Source organism: Pantoea sp. B9002 (assembly GCF_013385945.1).
In the GTDB taxonomy this organism is placed as follows: Bacteria; Pseudomonadota; Gammaproteobacteria; order Enterobacterales; family Enterobacteriaceae; genus Pantoea.
The window spans coordinates 139,355-162,185 of record NZ_JACAPA010000033.1 but is presented as its reverse complement, the minus strand read 5'-3'; the positions used below and the strand labels follow the sequence as shown (position 1 = coordinate 162,185).

The following is a 22,831-nucleotide window of genomic DNA, read 5'->3' as shown; positions in this document are numbered from 1 at the left end:
AAGCTTAGACGTGGTTTTTCAAACGAGGCGTCAAAAAAATGCGGGCGCTAAGGCCCGCAGTAGTGTTATTCGAATCCATTCGGATTCTTACTCTGCCAGTTCCACGTATCACGCATCATGGCATCGATCCCGCGCGTCACGCGCCAGTCCAGTTCATTGTTTGCCAGAGTCGCATCCGCCCAGAACGCCGGCAGATCGCCGTCACGGCGAGGCTTAAACTCAAACGGAATCGGCTTACCGGAAGCTTTCTCAAACGCCTTGATCATCTCCAGCACGGAGAAGCCCACGCCGCCGCCGAGGTTGTAAGCTTTGTAGCCTTCAACTTTAGCTAAGTGATCCAGCGCCTTCAGGTGCCCTTCTGCCAGGTCGACAACGTGAATGTAGTCGCGCTGTGCGGTGCCATCTGGCGTATCGTAGTCATCGCCAAACACGCCCAGCTTCTCCAGACGGCCAATCGCCACCTGCGCGATGTACGGCAGCAGGTTGTTAGGAATGCCGGTTGGATCTTCACCGATTTCGCCAGATTCATGCGCGCCAACCGGGTTGAAGTAGCGCAGCGCGATGGCTTTGAAGTTCGGATCGGCTTTAGCGAAGTCGCGCATCACGAATTCGATCATCAGCTTCGAAGTACCGTACGGGCTGGTGGTGCCGCCGATTGGCGTGGTTTCCACGTAAGGAACCGGCGCATCCGCGCCATAAACGGTCGCAGAAGAGCTGAAAATGAAGTTCCACACGCCTGCGGCGCGCATCTCTTCCAGCAGTACCACGGTGCCAGCCACGTTGTTTTCGTAGTATTCCAGCGGCATGCGCGTGGATTCACCAACGGCTTTCAATGCAGCGAAGTGAATCACAGCGCTGATATCGTTAGTGGCAAACAGGTCACGCAGGCAGGCGCGATCGCGGATGTCGCCTTCAACGAACACCGCTTTTTTACCTGAGAGCTTTTCCACGCGATTAACGGCTTCGCGGGAAGCATTGCAAAGGTTATCCAGGACCACAACGTCGTCGCCACGCTCTAACAGCGCCAGCACCGTATGGGAGCCGATGTAACCCGCTCCGCCCGTTACCAAAATAGCCATGTGTACTCCTTTAAACCGCGCTAAAGGCGCGGTAGAGAATGAGGAAGCTTATTTCGCCAGGATTTTCTGAATGGATTCGCGGAAATCGCGGCCCTGATCGTTGTTACGCAGGCCGTAAGAGACGAACGCCTGCATGTAACCGAGTTTACGACCGCAATCATAACTGGTACCGGTCAGCAGCTGCACATCAACCGGCTTCTTCTTGCTCAGGGATGCGATGGCATCTGTCAGCTGAATACGGCCCCATGCGCCTGGCTCAGTGCGCTCCAGCTCATCCCAGATATCCGCAGAGAGTACGTAACGGCCCACAGCAGTGAGGTCAGAATCGGTAGAACCCGCTTCTGGCTTCTCAACAAAGCTGGTGATGGTGCTGATATCGCCTGGGTTATCAATCGGCTCTTCGGTGGTCAGCACGCCGTATTCGGTGAGATCTGCACCTGGCATGTGTTTCGCCAGAACCTGGCTGTGGCCGGTGTCTTCGAAACGCGCAACCATCGATGCGAGGTTATAACGCAGGTGGTCAGCGGTGGAGTCATCCAGCAGCACGTCTGGCAGCACCACCACAAATGGGTTGTCGCCAATCATTGGACGCGCGCACAGTACGGAGTGGCCCAGACCCAGCGGGTTAGCCTGACGCACGTTCATGATGGTCACGCCCGGCGGGCAGATTGACTGCACTTCGCTCAGCAGCTGACGTTTAACGCGCGCTTCAAGCAGCGCTTCCAGCTCATAAGTGGTATCGAAGTGGTTTTCCACTGCATTTTTGGAAGCATGGGTGACCAGCACAATCTCCTTGATGCCAGCCGCGACGCATTCGTCAACAATGTATTGAATCATTGGTTTGTCGACGATTGGCAGCATCTCTTTCGGAATGGCTTTCGTCGCAGGAAGCATATGCATACCGAGACCCGCAACGGGGATTACTGCTTTAAGCTTGGTCATATTTATTCCATTTCATGAAGTGAATACGTGGGCTCGATTATGCAGGATCGGCCGGTCGAGCAAGTATAATCTTTATCTGAAAATCCGACACTAACTCTCTGTCACGACATCAAAAATCGCTAATTTGGCCGGTAAAAATGTCGAAGTTCCAATGGGAAACCGATGCGCTAAACCGCTGAAAAATCGTGAAAGGATTTGTGATGATGAGACCAGAGATTTACTGAAAGGTGTGCCAACATTGCGCCATAAATGGCGCCGCTACGGACCGTGTAAACATAGAGTTATCTGTAGCGGCGCGATTCATCGCGCGAGTTTGAGGTTGACGATTACAGCCAGCCCTCAAACCATTCCGGCATGACGAACAGATTGAAGTGATTGACCAGCAGCATCAAGCCAACAAACACCACCGACACCGAAACCCACTGGCGCGCATATGGCATAAAGCGGATGCCAATCACCGGCTTGATGAAGAACGGATGCGCGAAGGCCGAGATCAGCACCTGCGAGATCGACAGCGTTAACGCCACATACAGCACGTTTGGCCAGATGTAGGTTGTCGCCAGTACCGCGACAACCACCAGACTCGCCACAATGTTCCAGTAGAACTCAACATTGGTGCGGCCGTTGGCCTGAGAGATCGCGCCGGTTAAGCCGCCCATCGGACGCAGCATGCCAAACAGCAGCATCAGCGGAATCAGATGATAAACCTGCTCATGCGAAGCACCGTACAGCACACGCACAATCACCGGAGACAGAATGCCAATCGCCAGGTACATCGCGCTGCTGAACAGCATGATGACGAAGGTGCCTTTCAGGAAAAGCTTCTTCAACTGCTCTGGATCGTGCTGCTTCTCGGCAAAACGCGGCAGCGCCAGGCGGTTAATCACCGGCGAAACCAGCTTCAGCGGTTGCAGAATCAGCTCTTTTGCCAGCGAGTAAATCCCCAGCATCTCGGCGCCCATTACTTTACCGACGATCAGCGCATCCGCCTGAGTTCGCAGCTGGTTAATGGTCTGCGAACCGAGCTGATACACGCCGTAGCGCACCGCACTAACAAAGGTTTTGCCATCGAATTCCCAGGTCGGACGCCACGCTTTCTCGCCAAAGTAGATCATGCAGAGAATACGCGTGAAGGCGTTGATGAACAGACCAAGAATCGCCGCCGCCACGGTGAGCGAAGTGTAATACAGCATCGCGACGGTACACAGAAAGGCAAACAGCTTGGTGGCCATCTCAATCTTCGCCAGCGTCACCATGCGTTTGGTTTTCACATAGTGCGCCTGATACTGCGACAGATGTCCCAGCACCAGGAAGTTGAGGCTGGTGAGCATGATTAAGCCCACCAACTCCGGCAGATGGTAGAACCACGCCACCGGATAGGCTATCGCCAGCATAATCAAACCGGTACAGAAACTGAGCGACACGTTCACCCAGTAAATGGTGCTCTGTTCGCGGCGATTAATGTTCTGGCGATGGACGATATAACTGCTCATGCCCATGTCTTGCAGCACGGTCGCCACCGCCAGAATCGCGTTGATGATCGCCAGTAAACCTAGCTCGTGGGTTTCCAGTTTGCGCGCCAGTACGGCGAGCTGTAACACCTGAAGCAATGCGGCAAAGCAGGTACTACCAAACAGCCAAACGGCCTGTTTTTTTAATCCGCTCACACCATGCGCTCCAGAATTTTCGCCAGCTCACCGTAAGCGATGTGCTGATTGAACTCGGTTTCCACTTTGTGTCGCGCTGCGGCGACAACGGGCGCCACGTCCACATCACCGCGTGACAAACGCAGCAGCGTGGCTGCCAGCTCGTCAGCGTCGTCTTCCGCCACCAGCCAGCCGCTGACGTCATTTTCAATCAGTTCAGGAATGCCGCTGTGATAGGTGGAAACCACCGGCAAGCCGACCGCCATCGCTTCCATCAGCGCCACTGGAATGCCTTCCATATCGCCATCTGCGGCGGTTTTGGACGGCAGCAGGAAGATGTCCGCCTCGTTCAACGCCTGACGAATCTCATCCTGCGGTTTGAAACCCGGCATGGTGACGTAATCCTGCAAGCCAGCACGCGCAATGTGCTCACGCATCATGCCGTCCTGCTCGCCGTTACCGATGATGGTGAACTGGAACTGACCGCCGTTGTTGCGCAGGATTTCGCTGGCTTTCACCGCCACATCCAGACCTTTTTTCTCAGTAAGACGTGCCACTGAAACGATACGCAACGGTTGATGGAAGGCTTCGCGCGGACGGAAGTTAAACTTCTCCGGCTCGATGCCCATACGCGTGACATGCACCTTGGCGCGCGGACAGCCCATCTCAATCAGCTTGTTCTCCCACAGGTGGCTGATAGGCAGCATCAGTTCACTCTGTTTGAACAGGTTGACGTAGTCGAGCTTGTGCTCTTCCAGGATGTGACGACGCGAAATATCCGCGCCGTGGAACACCGTCGCCTGCTTGCCTTTCAGCACGCCGAGTTCGCGCAGCTTGTTCGCCAGCGCGCCGGCATAGCCGAAGTGCACCAGAAACACATCCGCGGTGTAAGGCTGTTTAGTGTTGGCGACAATCGCCGGCAGCAGCAGTTTGCTGGCCTGTGCACCGTAGCGACGCACATTCAGCGACTTAAGCAGCGCGCCTTTGGTGATTTTCGGCAGTATCAACCCGATACGCTGCGTCAGCTTATCAAGGTTGGATACTTTCTCTTCCGGCAGTAAATAGTGGGTTTTCGCTGCCAAATTGTAGTCATCGAAGGCGGCGTGGCGATTGATCATATCGCCTGGAAACACGGAGATAATCTCCACGTCGTAGCCTGCGTCGATGAAATGCGTCACCTGATTGAGCACAAACGTCTCAGAGGCAACAGGAAAACGCATGGTGAAAAAGGTCAGCTTCATCACTTCACCCCAAGACGTTGAGAATTTCGGCTGTAATGCGGTTTCCAATCTCACGCTCCTGCGCCACCGCGGTATCAACTTTGTGTTTCACGTTGTCGTAGTCGGCCAGCACCGTCTGCACTTTATCGATGAGCGAGCCATCCATCAGGCTCTGCACATCGGTTGCCATCTGCGGCAGGCCAAGCTGTTTCATCACGCCGAGCGACTTGTGCTCGTAGTTGATGGCCACAGCTGGCGTACCAAAGTTCATGGAGATGATGGCGGAGTGCAGGCGGGTACCAATTGTCAGATGACAATGGCTAAGGAGGATGCCGAGTTCGAGGTCGTTGAACTCGTCCATGATGACATGGTAATGCTCGGGATGCTCGACATGATCGCGCAACGTCAGCGCCACCATGCGGTCATCTTTGGCGTAGCTATCAATACCGGTACAGGTAGAGAAAGCAACCACCTGATAACCCTCGGCAATCATCGCGTTGATCACGCGGCCAAAGGCAGCTTCATACTCTTTCTGCGTTACGCCGAGACGTTTGTCGAACGGCGCCAGTTCACGCACGGTAATCGCAATGGTTTTGCGGGCGCTGATAATCGCTTGCCAGTGCAGCAGGTTATGGCTTGGATTGGCCACTTCACGCGCTTCAACAAGGAATGCGGTATCAACGCCCTTCTTCACTTTGCTGGTGGTTACGCCATCCTGCTTCAGACGGTCGTAGCTCACCTCTTCGCGTAGCACCAGGCTGTCAACGCGATCAAAGACAAAGTTCGCCAGCGCATTAACGCGCGGGTTTTCGAATGGACCGACCGAGTGACCGACCATATGCAGCGGCTTTTTCGCCATCAGCGCACAGAGCGCGTGGTCGAATTGGGTCACGCCGTAGAGATCGACGAAGAACGAACCGCCAACCTGAATAATTGCATCGTACTGCGCAAGGCTTTGGGTGAACGCCGCCAGATGCGGTGGCACCGAGAAGGATTTGTACACGCCGCCTTTGCCAAGGTGCGCCATCATGATGTCCGGCATCAAGCGGTTCGCCACTTTGCGTTTCAGGCTGCCAACTAAACCTTTGCCCGATTTGCTGTTGTGCAGGAACAGGGAATCCTGCTGGATATCCTGCTGCAGTAAATAGCCAGAGCTTGTTGGATAACGGCTGATCACATCGATATCCAAATCCGCGCGCGTGGATTTCAGTGAATCAATCAGCCCACGTAAAATCGCGCCATCCCCACGATTTCCACAGGTATGGTTTCCTACCAATAAAATCTTCATAAAAAAACTCCGGAAAAATTTTTGTAATTTTTACAAGCCGCCAATAGCTGCACTGGCAAAGTGAACTCTGTTTAAAAGGACTGCAATGGGAGTAAACCCCAAAAAGTGGTGCTAATTGCATTTCTATTCAGTACTGCTTACAAACTATGCACATTCCGTAGCGGCGCGATTTATCGCGCATACCTGAAATTGGCATTGCTGCCCATCCCGGCATTGCGCAATAAATTGCGCCGCTACGATCGGTGTGCGTTACGACTTCACGGCGAAATACGGCATAGCAACCTGTTCGCCATTAATCACTACCGAAATGAAACCTTTGGGTTCGCGCGTATCCACTTGTTCCGGCTTAAGCGCGCGCGAGGCAAGCAGCAGATCGCCCTGCTCGTTACCGCCAACACCGGCTTTGCCGTTGTGCAGGCTAAAACGCTGCGGTGCCTGCTGCGCTCCGCTGCCCGGCGCGCCTTTATCCATCACGGCGTCAACGCGCGCACATTGGCCGGTCAGGAAGCGATCCTTGGCGGTGCTTTTAATCAGCACGGCGGTGGTCGGCGTCCAGCCCGCTAATTTAACGAACACTTTGGTGTCGGTATCGCTGCGCGGTTCGAAACGTACGTCCACCACCGGCGAGCTACCTTCCGCTGACCAGCTGGCTTCCGCTTTGTTTTTCTTGCGCTGCAGATGAATCACCGCGCGGCCGCCGGTACCTTTGCCGTTGATAACATCCATCAGCGGCTGATTGGCGGTGCCGTTATTGAACTGCGACTGACCAAATACCTCGATCTCCCAGCTATCGCCCACCGTTGGCGAGTAGAAGTTACCGAGTTCAAACCAGGTTTGCTGATCGCTGTTGTTGGTCAGGCGGAAGCGCGAGGTGATGTAGTTGTATTTCAAACTGCCATCGATGGCGACGCCGTAAGATTCGACGCGCGTCGAGCCCATTTCCCAGATATTCAGCCAGCGTTCGCCTTCCAGCGAGTTATCGATCCAGCTGCCCGACTGCAGATTGGTCTGGCGCATATTAAGGCGTGAGTTGCGCGCATTGAGCGGGTTCTTGCAATCCTCAATGCTCAGCGCATCGACAATCCACTGGCCGTTCGAGATATCGCCAGGGAAATCGCTGTGCTCAATCCAGCCGTTATGGATGATGGATTGGCTGCAGCGCGGCAGATTCAACACCATGCCGCCTTTACAGTGCTGGGCGTTGAAGTTGGAGAGCTCAATTGCAGTGCTGTGATCCCAGGCGCCGGCTTTTTGCCCCGACCAGCTGGCTTTAATCACATCGCCGGTACAGGCGTTGGCGTACCACTGATCGATTTTGCAATCCAGCGTATCCAGCAGGCTGAGCGAGACGCCGCCAACCTGATTAAAGCGCAGGCAAGCGCCACGGAAGAACTGGCCGCCCGGACAGGTATTGCGGAACAAACCCTGTTTGTTCGGACGCTTGTCGGTGTTGCCGTTGAAATTCAGGTTGGAGATTTCCGTCCAGCGCGCATTTACCTGGAACAGGAACTCGGAGCGACCGTCGGAAACCAGCGTGGTCGCCGGGAAATAACCGAAGTTGACCATCGCGCCGGAGATGCGGAAGAAGCGACGTCCTTCGTCACCGAAATCACATTCGGAGACAAAGAAGGTGCCGGCAGGGAACTGCACACAGATCTGCTGGCTGGCATCGATCGACCATTGATACATGGCTTTGATCGCCGGTGCGGTATCGGTTTTGCCGTCGGCGATAGCGCCGAAATCAAACAGCGTCAGGCGGTTATAATCTTCCACCACGCGACGCCAGGTGAAACCGTTGCCGCTGAAGTTCACGCCGCCATCGTCTTTGCCATCACCAAAGGTGCCAACGAACTCGCCGCCGCCCACTTCCAGCCCTTCGTGCCAGCTTTTCAGCTTGATTTTGGCACCGGCAAACAGCGGACGGGTTTTGCGCAGCTCTTCAACCGACGGGATCTCACCAATCAGCTGGTAGCCGTTTGGCTGCGCCAGACGCTGGCTGAAGTTGCTTTGGTTTGGACGTGAAACATCGCTGATGGAGAACAGCGTGTGGCCCTGATCGTCTTCCACCACCATTGAGTGCGCAGGATTGGCGATCAACGCCGCATTATCATGGATGAACTGAGCGAAGTTGCCCTTATTCAACGCAATCGGCTGACTGATTTGTGACACTTTGCCATTGGCATCGCGCAGAAACACCGGAATCTGATTGCCGGCCTGGCTGGCATCGCTGCCCGCCTTACCGATCCACAGTTTGCCCTCGAAGTTCTGCCAGAACTGCGGCGGCATGGTGTAGACATTTTCTGGCGTCAGAATCGGCACATCGCCCGCCGGTACGCTAGACGGATCGACGGATTTTAACGTTGGCTGACCACTTTTTGCGGCGTAGCTGGAAAACGCACTCACTGAGAGCGCAGTAACAATCGAGGAGGCTGCGGCCTGCAAGACTTCTCTTCTTTTCATGCTTCAATTCCCGTGGTTGTGCGGCCAAAAAGGATTCCCGAGGCACGATAATTGTTGCTAAACAAGGGCGAGCCAGCTCTGCTTGATCTGGTTACCGTCAAACTTGAGCGCGGTTTCTTTGGTTTTTTCACTCATGGCGTAGAACAGGCCATCATCGCTGGCGAGTTGCTCCATACGCTGGATAAAGGTGGTTTTGTCGTTCATCGGCACCAGGAAGCCATCTTCACCGTGGTTGATGATCTCCTGCGGCCCGGTCGGGCAATCGTACGCCACCACCGGCAACGACCAGGATTTGGCTTCCAGCAGCACCAGCGGTAAGCCTTCATAGCGCGAAGTCATCAGCGCCATGTCGCTTTCGCGGTAGTAATCGTTGATGTTGCTGACTTTGCCGACGAAGTTAACGCTATTAGTGATGCCTAACGCGGCAGCCTGATCGTGCAGCTGCTGTCGCAGTTCGCCGTCACCGGCAATCACCAGTTTCCATTCAGGATGTTTCTTACTGAAGTCGGCCCAGATATCCAGCAGCAGGTCGAAGCCTTTCTGGTTATCAAGACGCCCCACCGCCAGCGCCTGACGGCTGCGCGTTTGACGTTGAAACGCTTTGTACACCACCGGATTAGGGATTTGCTGGCTGGCAATGTTCCAGCGGTTGAACACCTGATGATCTTTGTCGGTCAGGACGATCACCTGGTCGTAATAGCGCAGCATCAGCCACTTCAGCAGCTTAATCGGCTTGCTGAACGAGTTAATCGCGATGTGTTCGCAGGCATACGCCTTGAAGCGTTTCTTCTTCAGCGCCATCAGGTTCCAGAAGGCGAACATCACACTCAGGCGGCCCATGCTGATCAGGAATACGCTGTCGAAGCCTTCCTGATGAATGCTGGCAACGGCGCTTTTAATCGGGTTGCTGTGGCCTTCAAAGCTGACAATTTTCTTCACCCGTTCAAACGGATAAAAGGTTTTGCCGTTGCCTTCCAGCGAGTAAATGGTGACTTCATGCTGCTCGCCGAGGCACTCAGACATAAAGTTGCAGATGTTTTCCGTGCCCGCATACGAGTAGGCATCTTTAATCACCAAAACGATCTTTTTCATAAAATCCTTTCCACCTCAAACGACTGTTTAATTGAGACCCAAATCATTCGCGCTGCAACAAGGCGGCAAGTACGACCATCCCCCGGAGCTTACTTCAGTAAGTGACTGGGGTGGACGTGCGCAGCCAACGCAGTTGCAGCGTGAAGGATGCCGGGTATCAACGGTGTTTCAAGGCGAAAAGAACCCCATTCACCATATACCAGACGTAATAGTAATATACTTTTAACGGATTGTTTTTATAGATAATTCTTAATAATTCGAGGTGCCACTTCGCCGCTTTATTTTTGTTGCGCGACAGGGAATCGCCCAACTCGTAATAGTTGACCAGGGTTTTCTGGATCACGCGGGCTTGTTTGTAGCGGAGGAACAATTCATAGAGGAACAGGAAATCTTCGTGGCCTTTACGCTGGAAGAAGATGCCCTGTGGAGGACGGCGGAAACACACCGAGGAGAAGCAAACACGATATTGCTTCTTCACGAAGTTTTCCTGCTGCAGGTAGGGTTTGCTGTAGTTGATATCGTGGTCAGCGGTTTTGGTTTTGTAGTGATAATGCGTGATCACGAAATCGTCGCCGGCGGCGATCGCGGCCGTCTGCTCGGCCAGTTTTTCGCGGTGCCACTCGTCATCGCTGTCGAGAAACGCGATGATCTCTTCTTTCGCCGCGCGCAGCCCAACGTTACGGGTTTCGGCTGCGCCCTGATTGACCTCGTTGTCGAGAATGGTGATACGCGCGTCCTGACAATGTTCACGCACAAAGGCCAGTGAATCATCGGTGGATTTGTCGTTGATCAGGTAAAGATGCCAGTCGCTGTAGGTCTGGTTGATGATCGACTCAACCGCGCGCAGAACGGTATTTCGCGCGTTATACATCGGCATCACAATACCGACGGTGCCAACATGATTTGTCATTTGTCTACCCGGAGTTTCAGGAACCAAAAAATTGCCCCCGTGTAGGGAGCAAGTGAAAGTGTTTAAAAGTGAATCAGGAGACGGCTCTTCTGCCCGAGAAGCGCGACTTCACTTTATCGAGCAGGCGATTCATGAAGTAGGCGCGGTTGTCACGGTTGGTGAGGAAAAAGTAGCGCGCAAAGCTGAGGCTGGCCTGCAGCGATCTACCATCCATCTTGTAGCGCAGTGGCAGCTTGAACGCCTTGTAAGTATGGATGTCACGCGTGGTCAGATGCGGCTTCATGGTGTCGAGCCAGAAGAAGGAGTATTTGACCGACTCGCCTTTGTGCTTGGAACCAAATTTGGTCACCAGATGGTAGGTTGCCAGCGGCTTGTCGATCATCACGAACGCGTAACCCATGCGGTCAGCGCGGATGCAGAAGTCATAATCCTGATGGCGAATATAGCGCGCATCAAACTGGATCTGCGCAGCATCTTCGCGCTTCAGCACAATGGTGCTGGTTTGAATAAAGCCGTAACAGCCAAACAGATACTCGGCCACGGTTTCGTTCTTGCCGGGCGGTTGCATCGGCATCACCTTGAGGAAACTGCCATCCTGATGGATGTTCACCTGACTAAAGATGACATAGCGCGATTTGCCCTGCGCTTCCAGTTTGGCGATGGTTTCACTCGCCACCAATAACTTGTCCGGATGCCACTCATCGTCGGCATCAAGGAAGCTGATAAAGTCGCCGGTTGCCAGCTCAATACCTTTGTTACGGGCGCCAGCGCCGTTGAGTTTGACCTCAGACAGCTCCAGTTTGATAGCCAAATCCTGATAACGCTCGCTGCGTACCACCTGCGCCAGTTCGGCCGCATCGGCCGATTTGTCATCAACAATAATGACTTCAAAATTGCGATAGGTTTGCGCTTTGACACAATCTAGCGTCGTGACAATCGATTTCGACGCGTTATACGCGGGAATAACAATTGAGAAGCGAATCTCCTGCATTGCCAGCACCTCATTAAAAAGTTACAAAATCAATGATATAACTTGTGGGCTCAAAAGAATAATGGGTGATGTCCTAATTTGTCGGCGAGGTCTTCATCGCCACTTTCTTCTTGTTGCTACTGCCGATAAACGGTTTCTCGACAAACAGGTAAGTCAATTTCGCCACATAGAAGGAGGCGACAAAGAACAGCGTTGAAAGCAAGGTGTAGAACAGGAACGAATGGGGATAGAGCGTTTCCGGGATCTGCTTGATGAAATAGAGCACCACACCGTGAATCAGATACAGGCTGTAACTCACCTCACCAATCGACATCAGGGTTTTGTTTTCCAGAATGCCGAACACGGCGTTGCCGCTGCTCACAATAAAGAAGATCGCCGTCAGGCAGCAGAGGAAAATCAGATACCAGAAAGTGTTGCTGGTGAACGACAGCGAGAACAGCGACAGCACAATCACCGCGCAGGCGGCCAAGCTGGAGGTTTTGTAGTGCGCAAACCTGTCGCGATATTTATACGCCAGATAACCCATGGCGAAGCCCAGCACCGGACGCGGATCGGTATAGGTTTTACCCCACAGACGCAGGCCAACAGCCACACAGAAAATCACGCCGATCGAGCCTAAAATCAGCAGCGTTTTGTATTTGCCTTTGGTGGCGCGATTAAGCACGTAAATCAGCGGAATCGACAGATACAGCAACCATTCGAGGCGCAGCGTCCATTCCACACCGGCGTTGACATCCGCCGTCATGAAATCACCAATGCGATAGCTGCCAATAAACAGCAACCACAGCACGGCATCTTTCACCGCCGTCAGGCTATAAGTGAGATCGCCCTGCACCACGCCTACCGCGATGATGACAAAACCGGAGAACCAGAACATCGGAACGATACGGCGGATACGCGACTTTAGCAGCTTGTGCGTCAGCTGCCCCGGCGTCAGGGTTTCATTATCCAGCCAGCGATAGAACAGGAAGGCGGAGATCATGAAGAACAGCAGCACACCGAATTTGCCGGAGTTAACGAAGAAGTTGCCTTCGGAGAACCAGGCAAAATAGTCTTTATCGAACACCCACTGACCATCCAGCGAATAGATGTAGTGAGCGAAATGCGAGAACGCCACGATGCTGGCCAGCAGCGCGCGCATACCAGAGATACTTTTAATACCAGTTTCGTTGTAAACGCCTTTGTGGAAGGAGAATACTCGCAGAATGATTAGCGCCAGACAAAATGACAGCACCATGATTAATACATACATGTCAGCTCCTGAATCTGAGTTGGGTTAGCTGCTGTGCCGTGACAAAACGCTATCGAAAGTGCTGCTTAAGACGTTGAAGGTTCTTTCTGCTTTCTGTTTATAAAGCATCTCGTTCGGGTGAATGCAATCAGGTGACATCTCAGATTGCCAGTCACGGTTCTCTTTGATGACGCTGAACTGCTTCACAATCGGGACTTGCTGCTCTTTAGCCACTTCATTTAACTGGTAAACATACGGCCAGACATTCCAGCGCTCGGCTTTGCCACAAATTGGATTCGGTTCCTGTAAAACCACCAGCTTGTTGTTCGCCTTCGCGCCTTTCACCAACTCGGTCATGATGCGCTTGTACTCTTCCGGCGTTTCAATGCGCTCGCCTTTGTCTTTGAAGAAGTTGATGCGCGCATCGTTGATCGCATAATTAATCAAAATCATATTGGCATCGGATTTCGCCATGCGTTCTGACCAATCCATCGGCGTATTGTCCTGGTTATAAACCAGCACCGAGACCTGTGCGCCCGGCATACCGTGGTTCTTCACCTCAATGTTGTTGCCGTACTTCTGGCGCAACATCTGCTGCAAAAAACTCACTTCGTTATTTTTGCTGATGATATTGCGATCGCCCGAGGCGGTAACGCCTGCGGTGGTGGAGTCACCGTAGGCCGCGATGATAAAGGTGCCGGGATGATCCTCTGCCTGCGCCAGCAACGGCGCAGCGGTGATCAGAACTGCCAGGAAGGTCTTCCGCATATTTCCTCTCATCAGTTAATGAAACAATTTGAATTCACGAGCAACTTCATAGCCAACAACGGCTTGCTTCAATGAGATCGTGTTGTAATAGAGGTAATAAACAAGGAAGAAAGCGAACATCGCAAACATCGCCGGTTTAAGCGCGCGTTTTGACTGGAAGATCAGCGACGTCAAAATAATCGGTTCGACCTGGAGCAGATAGTTCGACAGGCGCGCACCCGATGAGTAGTTATAGAAGAAGATCCTGATGCCGCCGCCGATGGCAAAGGTGAGAATCAGCAGGTAGTTCAGCTTCCACACATCGTACTGTTCGCGCTTGAGCTGGTTGCTCAGCATGAAGTAGACAAAGATAAACACCAGCATGATGTTTTTCAGGTTGGACACTGACACCACGCTGCCGTCACCGGCGTTCGAGGCTTCGTTACTGTAGCCTGCGGCCCTCTCGCCCATCGATCCCAGATGTCCGGCGATCAAGGCGATAAAGCCGGTCCCGCCCACCACCGAAAGTGGCACACTGAACATAATGATGATCACCGGCCACCAGCGCGATTCCCGAATAAACAGGAACGGAATGATGGTCACCACCATCACCGCGGTGTTGTGACTCATGAAGGACAGAATAAAGAAGGCAAACGCCCACCAGTATCGCTTGATGTAGATGGTCCAGATCACGCCGAGAAACAGCGCCGAGCTCAGGCCAAAACGAATCTGGTTAACGTCTTTGTTGATGAAGATGTGCGCCGAGTAGAGCGCCAATGCCAATACCGGATACGGCGACATCTTTTTAAAGAAGATGGCGTTAGTGGAGACCGCCAGAATACTGAACACAAACAGGAACACGCTGGCATTGTGTGAAAACAGGCTGGTGATCCACGCGATAGCAAAAATCAGCGGTTCATAACGGAAGAAGGCGACGGTGTTAGCAAAACCGTTGACCTCAATACGGCGGACGAAGTCGGCAAAGAAGCTGCGATATTGATAGTCGTCCATCCCGGTGCCGAGACCGCGAATACCGGCGAAAATAATCAGCGTGACGGTAGCGATGCACAGCAGGTAAGTCAGAATATGGGTGGTGCGTTCGTCTTTCTTCAACAGGATTTCGACCAGCGCAAGCAACAGTACAAACCCTGATAAATACCAATATGGAGCCATGGTGTGATTCCTTAATTCCACAAGTTCTCATGCCAACAGTGGCTTTTATGGCGTTATAGAGAGAATCACCTGTGTAAATCGTTGCGTGTCGTCATTCAAACGGTGCGATCAAAAGGGGCGGTCAACCCGCCCCTTTCTTCACCGGATTACCCTCATCATTAACTGTGAATGACGGGCAAATTAACTTTTGGTCGGTTTGCCATACTCGTAGTCGTAATAGTCGTAACCGTAACCATAAGAGTTGGCAGCTTTACGCACCACGGCGTTGAGGATCACACCTTTAATCTCAATACCGTTCTGGGCAAAGCGTTTGAAGCTGACATCCAGTTCTTTCGGCGTGTTGGTTTCGAAACGCGCCACCATCAGCGACGTACCGGCCAGCTTACCGATGATTGACGCATCGGTTACCGCCAGAATCGGAGGCGTATCAATCAGCACCAGATCGTAGTTCTTGCTCGCCCAATCCAGCAGCTCACCCATGCGACGATGCATCAGCAGTTCAGATGGGTTTGGTGGCACCTGGCCGCGTGGCAGGAAGTCAAAGCCGTACGGGCCTTTCTGAATCAGCGCGGTGCTGAACTCGGTTTTGCCCGACAACACGTTAGACAGACCGGATTTGTTATCGGCTGACAGCAGTTCGTGGGTGTAACCGCGACGCATATCACCATCGATGAACAGCACACGTTGGCCCGCTTTGGCGACCAGCGTTGCCAGGTTGGCACAGATAAAGGTTTTACCAATACCTGGGCTGGCGCCGGTGATCATCAGGATGTTGTTTTTCGCTTCCATCATCGCGAAGTGCAGGCTGGTACGCAGGCTACGAATCGCTTCGATTGACAGGTCAGTTGGATTACCCAACGCCAGTAGCGTTTCGTGTGGATCGGTTTTCACCTTGTTGCCACGACGCGCCAGTGCTTCGGTATCTTTCTTACGTTGCCATTCTGACAGCGGTACGCTGGCATAGACGTTCATGCCCAGCTCTTCCAGCTGCTCTGGATTCTCGATGCCGTGATGCAGCAGCGCTTTCAGCAGGACCAGACCAACAGAAACCATCAGACCCAGAATCACGCTCGCCGCAATGATCAGCAATTTCTTCGGTGCCACCGGGCTGTTGCCGGTTGCTGCGCCATCGATGATGCGCACATCACCTACGGTGCTGGCTTTGCTGATACCCAGCTCTTGCTGACGGTTCAGCAACTGCATGTAGATTTCCTGACCCGACTGCACATCACGCGTCAGACGCAAGATCTCTTGCTGCGTTTGTGGCATCTGAGAAATCTTTTTGTTCAGCGTAGCCTGCTCACCTTCCAGCGTTTTGCGTTTTTCCAGCAAGGCGCGGTAGGTTGGGTGATCTTTGGTAAACAGCTGAGACACTTCGGCTTCACGGAAGGTCAGTTCGTTCAACTGGCTCTGCACGCTAACAGAAGAATCCAGCGCCGATTTAGCTTCCAGCGACAGGTCAACCGACTCGTTCTGGCGACGGAAGGTATTCAGCTTATCTTCAGCATCATCCAGCTTGCCACGCACTTGCGGCAGCTGATTGCGCAGGAATTCCAGGCTCTTTTCCGCTTGCTCAGATTTACGCTCAACGTTCTGCAGCAGGTAGTTATTGACGATTTGGTTCAGCACTTTGCTGATCTGCTCTGGATCTTCACCCAGATACTCCAGACCCAGCACGCCCGTATCTTTGCCTTTATCCGCAACGGTCAGGTTGGCCAGCACGGAGTTAATCGCCTGCAGCTCGTTCAGCTTGGTGACGCTGAAGCTGGTGCCTTCATCGGCATTAATGCCGCTCACCAGCATGGTTACTTCACCGTGCGTTTCCAGCTGACCGACTTTACCTTTGAACAGCTCATCGCCATCCGCTGACACGGTATACGAGTCAGGACCGGTCACTTCCAGTTCAACGGTACGTTTATCGATGGTGCGTGGAATTTCCAGGCGAGAGATGGCGACGGTTGATGGCTTGTTACCCATCAGGCGCGACAGACCTTTACCAATCACCGGGAAGTAGTTCTGGGTGACAACGGTGTCCAGACCCAAATCATCCACGGTTTTACCGATAACCATACGTGATTCCAGAATCTGAATCTCGGTATCGGAAGCCGGCGTTGGCGGCAGAATGCTGTCTAACTCGTTCAGTACTGAGCTGGCATTCTTCTGTTCAACCTGAACTAACGCATCCGCGCTGTAGATTGGTGTAGCAAACAGTGTGTAGAGCGTCGCCACCAGCATGAAGAAGGCGGTAACGGCAACAATGATCCAGCGATGATCAATCAGCTGTCCCACAAGATGCGCCAGATCCCATCCATTCGAATCTTCCTTTGGCGCGGTCATAACCTTGTTTTTGATATTCATGGATAATCCCAACTATCGGCTTAATACGTTGACCCATTTCTGGGTAGCGTTTTCCAGTAACCCGTAGACCTCTTCAAAGGCCTCGCGACTTTTTTTGTACGGATCCGCAATTTCCTGCTGGTTGAGCCAGTGGCCAAGCAGCATGGTTTTTCCGCGTGCGGCTGGATCGATGCGATTCACCTGCTCAACGTGGCGCTTTTCCATTACCAGAATCAGGTCATAGTCACGGCACATGCTGGCCGTTAACTGCTGTGCCTGATGCCCATCCAGCGACACGCCGTGATCGGCGGCCACCTCAAGGGCTTTCTGGTCCGCCGGATAGCCTTTCAAGGCGCTGAGCCCTGCGGAGGCGATCCGGGTGTTTGGTAGCGCGCGTTTGAACAGACGCTCCCCGGTTGGGGAGCGGCAAATGTTGCCGACGCAGACGACTAACACGGACTTAATCATGGCGAACCCTTAGTTCGACCAGTTGCGGAAACGAAGCGCCGCGGAGCTGGCATCGTCAACACCTACGATGGTCGGCAGCAGGCTTGAAATCACACGGTTCCAGCGGGTAATTGGTGTAGCGGTGACATAGACGATGTCGTACGGCTCCAGTTGGAATTCGGTGCCCATCACCATTGATGCCGCATCTTTGGTATTCAACTGATAGATGTTGGCGATCTTGGTGCGGTTGGTGCCGCGAATCGGACGAATCACGAACACGCCGGTGGCATCAGAAGTGGTCTGATCCATACCCTGCGAGTTGCCCAGTGCTTCGGCCAGCGTCATGCCGCTGCGGTCCATCTTCAGCGTTGACTGCTGCTTCACTTCGCCCATCACGAAGACTTTGAGATCGTCGTTACGTGGCACGTAAAGGATGTCGCCCGGATAGAGCAGATGGTTTTGGCTCAGGTCGCCGTTTTGCATCAGCGCCTGCAACGAAAGACGTTGTTCTTTGCCGTTGTGCGTCAGCACCACGTTGCGCCAGTCAGCGTCAGCGGCTAAACCGCCTGCGGCGTTGACGGCATCCAGTACGGTCAGCGGCACGTTAGTGATCGCCTGTTGTCCGGAGGTGGTGACTGAACCGGTAACGTAGGCTTTTTGCGAACGGAACGAGGCGACGTTAACGTCAACCTGCGGACTTTCGATGAACTGTGCCAGACGACGCGCAACTTCGCTGCGGATCTCGGTGACCGTTCGGCCTGCTACGCGCACTTTACCGATGTACGGGTAGAAAATGGTGCCATCTGCCTGTACCCAGTTACCGGTGTCGCTGGCGCTACGGTACTGACCGGCAGGTGTGGTCAACTCTGGGTGATCCCAGACGGTGACGTTCAGCACGTCGCCAACACCGATACGGTATTCGTAGCTCTGAATTTCATTTTGCAGCATCGGGTTAGCCTGCGCGACTAACGGCTTCGGACGCATCTGTTCAACCAGACGCGGCGTCAGCGGGAAGACGTTGACATATTTGTCGATGTCATAGTTGCTATCCTGTTGCTCTATGACATCTTTTCCACTGGTGGAAAGGTGAGAACCCGGCTCAATGGTACATCCGGAGAGAAAAGTCGCGGATACCAGTAAAGGTATCAATTTAATTTTCATTATCATCTGATTCTTCGCTATCAGTTATTGATTGATAGAGGCGAAATCGCCCGCTGTGTAGCGTCTTACAAAAATTGAATGTGACGGGTTAAACACTGAAACTGTGGGTCATTATTATGCGCTCCCTTGGTTTTATGTTGTCACCGAGTCTAAAGACGACATCAATTAAAATGGTTATACAGACTCAATCAGTGCAGCTGTCTAATAACGACACACCCAGCACCCGCAGTTTTCAACCGGGAAGCTTCGTGCCCTCCCCGGCTTAGCTGTCTATCAATAGGCGCCATCGCGTTTCAGCACTACGCCAACCGTCTTAAACAGAATCGCGATGTCATTCCACAGCGACCAGTTCTTGACATACCACGAGTCGAAATAGACGCGTGTTTCATAGTCAACGTCGTTACGACCGCTAACCTGCCACAATCCCGTCATGCCCGGTTTCGCCATCAGGTAATAATCGACATCACCGGCATAACGGCAGAGTTCATCTTCAATCACCGGGCGCGGACCCACCAGGCTCATATCGCCACGTACCACGTTCCACAGCTGCGGCAGCTCATCCAGACTGGTTTTACGGATGAAATGACCGACTTTGGTAATGCGCGGATCGTTCTTCAGTTTGAAATCTTTATCCCACTCGGCGCGGGCAACAGGATCGGTACGCAGTACCTCTTCCAGCACCTCTTTCGAGTTGATCACCATCGAGCGGAATTTCAGGCATTTGAACTTACGGCCGCCTAATCCAACACGTTCATGACCGTAAATCGGTGGTCCGCCATCGCGGCCAACCATAAATCCAAGCACCAGCAACGCCGGCGACAGCGCCAGGATAATGCTCAGCGCGCCGACGATATCGAATGCACGCTTAAGGAAACGTGAAGTGCGCTTCGCCAGGTTGTTATTCACACGCAGAATCATCACTTCATGGCTGAAGATGTAAGCCATGTCGGTGCCGTACAGCGGTACACCGCGCAGCGTTGGAATAACGGAAACCGAACGGCAATTGTGCATCGCCAGGGTTTTCAGCCAATGATCGCGGTGCTGGCTCTGTTCGAACTCCACCGCCACGATGAACTGGGTTTCGCTGTTGGTCAGCTGCCACAACTCTTGTTCGTTGTGCAGCACAGGTACGCCAGAGATGCTGGCCTGCGGGCTGCTCTTATCGACATCGAAGAAGGCGATAACATCAAAGCCCATCACTTCTTCGCTCTGCAGCGCCTGCCAGGCTTCCTGCGCATTGCGGCTGCTGCCGATGATGATGGTTTGCTTCTTCCACATGCCGTAATGATTCAGCACACGTTTAGAGATGGCGCGCGCTAAGGGAATCAGAATCAGCGCCAGCACCCAGGTCGCAACCCATACAAAGCGCGACATTTGCCATTGTGAAAGTGCTGAAATTGACAAATCAATGACAGAGAAAATAAGAATGGTACGAAAGATCTCTTTGAGCTCGAACCAGAATGGCTTGCGATAGGTATAATGACGCAGGCGAACCCAGAACCAGCCTACGCAAATAACCGAAAGCGCAATGTGCGTAGCAATTTTTAAATGCAGGTATTTTTCAGATATATCTGCCAGTGGAGAATGGGTGAACGAATTAATCATCGCCATCGCAATAAATAATGCTGCGTTGAAACAAATTAAATCCGAGCACGCCAGTAAAATTTTGGTCAGAAGACTTTTATATGTAATTTCGTTATCGCGCATATTTAACTCTTTTATATTATTTCTTTAATCCCTAATGCCTCAACGCTGTTTAATAAATGAGCGAAACATTCACTGCATTTGTTGAGGCAATCTGCGGTAAATTCTCTGAGGCCAAATCAATTCTCACAATAGTAAGCAAGAGAATTGTGATTAATACCAACAGATTAGTCCGACTTCCCTTACCACAGTGGCAGACCGTTAAACCAAGAGAAAGGCGCTTCAGGCACGCTACCGCCCTTGGCTGTCGCTGCCAATACCGCTTTCATCTTCCTAATTACAACTTGTTTTATGCGGCATTTTTGCGCTAATTACTGGCCGTGGTCCGCGTGCGATCACAGTTCGCAACATTAAGAGGCTCAGGAGCACGCTATTAACAACATTGGCGCAGACATTTACTAACACGTTGCTATACTAGTTATTACTGGCTTGTTTACAAGTAGGCCCTGTCTTGCTTACACTATTTTAGGAAAAAGACTACCAGCCATAAGTATTGATGCCATCCCTTTCATGCCATTCCTCCGCAAAATTCAGATTAATTCGATACTCAACGCGGCATTTAGTCGCATTAAAAATGCAGGTGTTTACTTACGGGTGAGAATAAATAGCCCCAGGTTCGCTGGTTGCTTTTTATCCATACTTTAATGTTATCTTTCTGCATACTCAAACAAGACTATTCTTCACTTTTAGCCAGAGCGGCGTATTTCCTGGATCGGCCCCTATTTGTCGCCGCTTAGCCGATTCACTATCATCAGATTAGGCGCATAACACAGACATTAAGGTGATTAACACATGTTGGAGTGGATCATTGATCCGTCGCTCTGGGCCGGATTAGTAACGCTAATCGTTCTGGAGCTGGTGTTGGGCATTGATAACCTGGTTTTCATTGCCATCCTCGTCGAAAAGCTGCCGCCGAAGGAACGCGACCGTGCGCGCATTATCGGCCTGCTACTCGCGCTGGTGTCGCGTTTAGCGCTGCTCGCCTCACTTTCCTGGCTGGTTACGCTCACAAAACCGCTGTTTACCCTGTTGCATCACGACTTCAGCGCCCGCGATCTGCTGTTGCTGTGCGGCGGCTTCTTTCTTCTTTATAAAGCCACCACCGAGTTGAACAGCCGCCTGGAAGGCGCTGACGAGGAAACTGGTCAAAATAAGAACGGTGCTAAATTCTGGCCAGTGGTGGCGCAAATAGTGGTGCTGGACGCCATCTTCTCGCTGGACTCGGTGATTACTGCCGTTGGCATGGTCAATGAGCTGCCGGTGATGATGGCAGCGGTGACGGTGGCGATTCTGCTGATGCTGCTGGCGAGTAAGCCGCTGACGCGTTTCGTCAACGGCCATCCGACCATCGTGATTCTCTGCCTGAGCTTCCTGCTGATGATCGGCTTCAGCCTGGTGGCCGAGGGTTTAGGCTTTATTATTCCGAAAGGTTATCTCTACGCGGCGATTGGTTTCTCCATCGTCATTGAGATACTCAATCAGCTGGCGATGTTTAATCGCCGCCGCTTTCTCACTGCCGGCCGTCCATTACGTCAGCGCACCTCGGAAGCGGTATTGCGTATTCTGCGCGGCGAGGCGCAGCGTGCGGAACTGGACGCCGATACTGCTTCACTGGTGAGCGACAGCGAAGAAGGCGCACTATTTAACCGCCAGGAACGGCGCATGATTGCGCGCGTGCTGGGACTTGGTCAGCGCCAGATTAATAGCATCATGACGTCGCGCCATGACGTCGAACATATTGACCTCACCGAAGATCCGGCAGAGATTATGGCGAAGCTCGATCGTAACCAGCACACGCGTATTCTGGTGACCGAACAGGGCCGCGACCCGCTCGGCGTGGTGCACGTGATCGATTTACTGCATCAATCGTTGCACAGCAAATCACTGGATTTACGTTCGCTGATTCGCCAGCCGTTAATCTTTCCTAAGCGCGTCACCTTGTTGCAGGCGCTGGAGCAGTTCCGCAACGCGCGCACCCACTTCGCCTTTGTAGTGGATGAGTTTGGTTCGGTGGAAGGCGTGGTCACGCTGAGCGACTTGATGGAAACCATCGCCGGCAATCTGCCGAATGAAGGGGAAAAAATCGATGCGCGCTATGATATTCAAGTGCTGCCCGACGGCGGTTGGGTGGCGAATGGTCACATGCCATTAGAGGATTTAGCCGTCTACGTGCAGCTGCCGCTCGATGAAAAGCGCAATTACCACACGCTGGCGGGATTACTGATGGACAGCCTGCAACATGTGCCGCAGGAAGGCGAAGAGTTGCAGATCGGCGATTATCTGCTGCGTACGTTGCAGGTAGAAAACCACCGCGTACAGAAAGTTGAGATAGTGCCGATCGCACCGTAATTTACCAGGTCGCCATAAATGGCGACCCTACCACGATCGCGCATGGCGACGTTA

17 protein-coding genes are annotated in these 22,831 nt (G+C 52.8%); 1 reads left to right on the top strand and 16 read right to left on the bottom strand.

The window, feature by feature from the left end; translation table 11 throughout:
• Positions 1-65 precede the first annotated feature (65 nt).
• The 16 genes from galE to wbaP form a co-directional block, all read right to left on the bottom strand.
• A complete protein-coding gene (gene galE, locus HX773_RS16555; RefSeq protein WP_176972425.1) occupies positions 66-1,079 on the bottom strand; it encodes a UDP-glucose 4-epimerase GalE in 1,014 nt (337 codons plus the stop codon).
• 48 nt (positions 1,080-1,127) lie between these two features.
• A complete protein-coding gene (gene galF, locus HX773_RS16550; protein WP_176972424.1) occupies positions 1,128-2,021 on the bottom strand; it encodes a UTP--glucose-1-phosphate uridylyltransferase GalF in 894 nt (297 codons plus the stop codon).
• 326 nt (positions 2,022-2,347) lie between these two features.
• Positions 2,348-3,688 (bottom strand): MOP flippase family protein, encoded by a 1,341-nt coding sequence (locus HX773_RS16545; RefSeq protein WP_176972423.1) that lies wholly within the window; start codon positions 3,686-3,688, stop codon positions 2,348-2,350.
• A complete protein-coding gene (locus tag HX773_RS16540; protein ID WP_176972440.1) occupies positions 3,685-4,908 on the bottom strand; it encodes a glycosyltransferase in 1,224 nt (407 codons plus the stop codon). The genes HX773_RS16545 and HX773_RS16540 overlap by 4 nt, the downstream gene beginning before the upstream one ends.
• Positions 4,909-4,912: 4 nt before the next feature.
• On the bottom strand, positions 4,913-6,175 hold the full coding sequence (wcaK, locus tag HX773_RS16535) for a colanic acid biosynthesis pyruvyl transferase WcaK (protein ID WP_176972422.1): 1,263 nt from the start codon (positions 6,173-6,175) through the stop codon (positions 4,913-4,915).
• 249 nt (positions 6,176-6,424) lie between these two features.
• A complete protein-coding gene (locus HX773_RS16530; RefSeq protein ID WP_176972421.1) occupies positions 6,425-8,635 on the bottom strand; it encodes a phage tailspike protein in 2,211 nt (736 codons plus the stop codon).
• Between the two features lie 57 nt (positions 8,636-8,692).
• Complete coding sequence (locus HX773_RS16525) at positions 8,693-9,727, bottom strand: glycosyltransferase (protein WP_176972420.1); 1,035 nt, start codon at positions 9,725-9,727, stop codon at positions 8,693-8,695.
• A 157-nt stretch (positions 9,728-9,884) separates the two neighbouring features.
• The gene (locus HX773_RS16520; RefSeq protein WP_154155945.1) at positions 9,885-10,637 is read right to left on the bottom strand and encodes a glycosyltransferase family 2 protein; all 753 of its coding nucleotides are present in this window, start codon (positions 10,635-10,637) and stop codon (positions 9,885-9,887) included.
• Positions 10,638-10,710: 73 nt separating this feature from the next.
• A complete protein-coding gene (locus tag HX773_RS16515; protein WP_176972419.1) occupies positions 10,711-11,628 on the bottom strand; it encodes a glycosyltransferase family 2 protein in 918 nt (305 codons plus the stop codon).
• Positions 11,629-11,701: 73 nt separating this feature from the next.
• Complete coding sequence (locus HX773_RS16510; protein ID WP_176972418.1) at positions 11,702-12,880, bottom strand: acyltransferase; 1,179 nt, start codon at positions 12,878-12,880, stop codon at positions 11,702-11,704.
• 24 nt (positions 12,881-12,904) lie between these two features.
• Entirely contained in the window at positions 12,905-13,627 is a 723-nt protein-coding gene (locus HX773_RS16505; RefSeq protein ID WP_176972417.1) for an SGNH/GDSL hydrolase family protein, read from the bottom strand.
• 15 nt (positions 13,628-13,642) lie between these two features.
• Entirely contained in the window at positions 13,643-14,779 is a 1,137-nt protein-coding gene (locus HX773_RS16500; RefSeq protein WP_176972416.1) for an EpsG family protein, read from the bottom strand.
• Between the two features lie 180 nt (positions 14,780-14,959).
• Positions 14,960-17,137: a tyrosine-protein kinase Wzc gene (gene wzc, locus HX773_RS16495; protein ID WP_176972415.1), complete on the bottom strand. Its 2,178-nt coding sequence runs from the start codon at positions 17,135-17,137 to the stop codon at positions 14,960-14,962.
• A gap of 12 nt (positions 17,138-17,149) precedes the next feature.
• On the bottom strand, positions 17,150-17,584 hold the full coding sequence (locus HX773_RS16490; RefSeq protein WP_061717739.1) for a protein tyrosine phosphatase: 435 nt from the start codon (positions 17,582-17,584) through the stop codon (positions 17,150-17,152).
• A 9-nt stretch (positions 17,585-17,593) separates the two neighbouring features.
• Entirely contained in the window at positions 17,594-18,724 is a 1,131-nt protein-coding gene (locus tag HX773_RS16485; protein WP_155726391.1) for a polysaccharide export protein, read from the bottom strand.
• A gap of 273 nt (positions 18,725-18,997) precedes the next feature.
• Positions 18,998-20,431, bottom strand: a complete 1,434-nt coding sequence (wbaP, locus tag HX773_RS16480; protein ID WP_176972414.1) for an undecaprenyl-phosphate galactose phosphotransferase WbaP — start codon at positions 20,429-20,431, stop codon at positions 18,998-19,000.
• A 789-nt stretch (positions 20,432-21,220) separates the two neighbouring features.
• Here wbaP and HX773_RS16475 point away from each other — a divergent pair.
• On the top strand, positions 21,221-22,777 hold the full coding sequence (locus HX773_RS16475; protein ID WP_176972413.1) for a TerC family protein: 1,557 nt from the start codon (positions 21,221-21,223) through the stop codon (positions 22,775-22,777).
• The last annotated feature ends 54 nt before the right edge of the window (positions 22,778-22,831 follow it).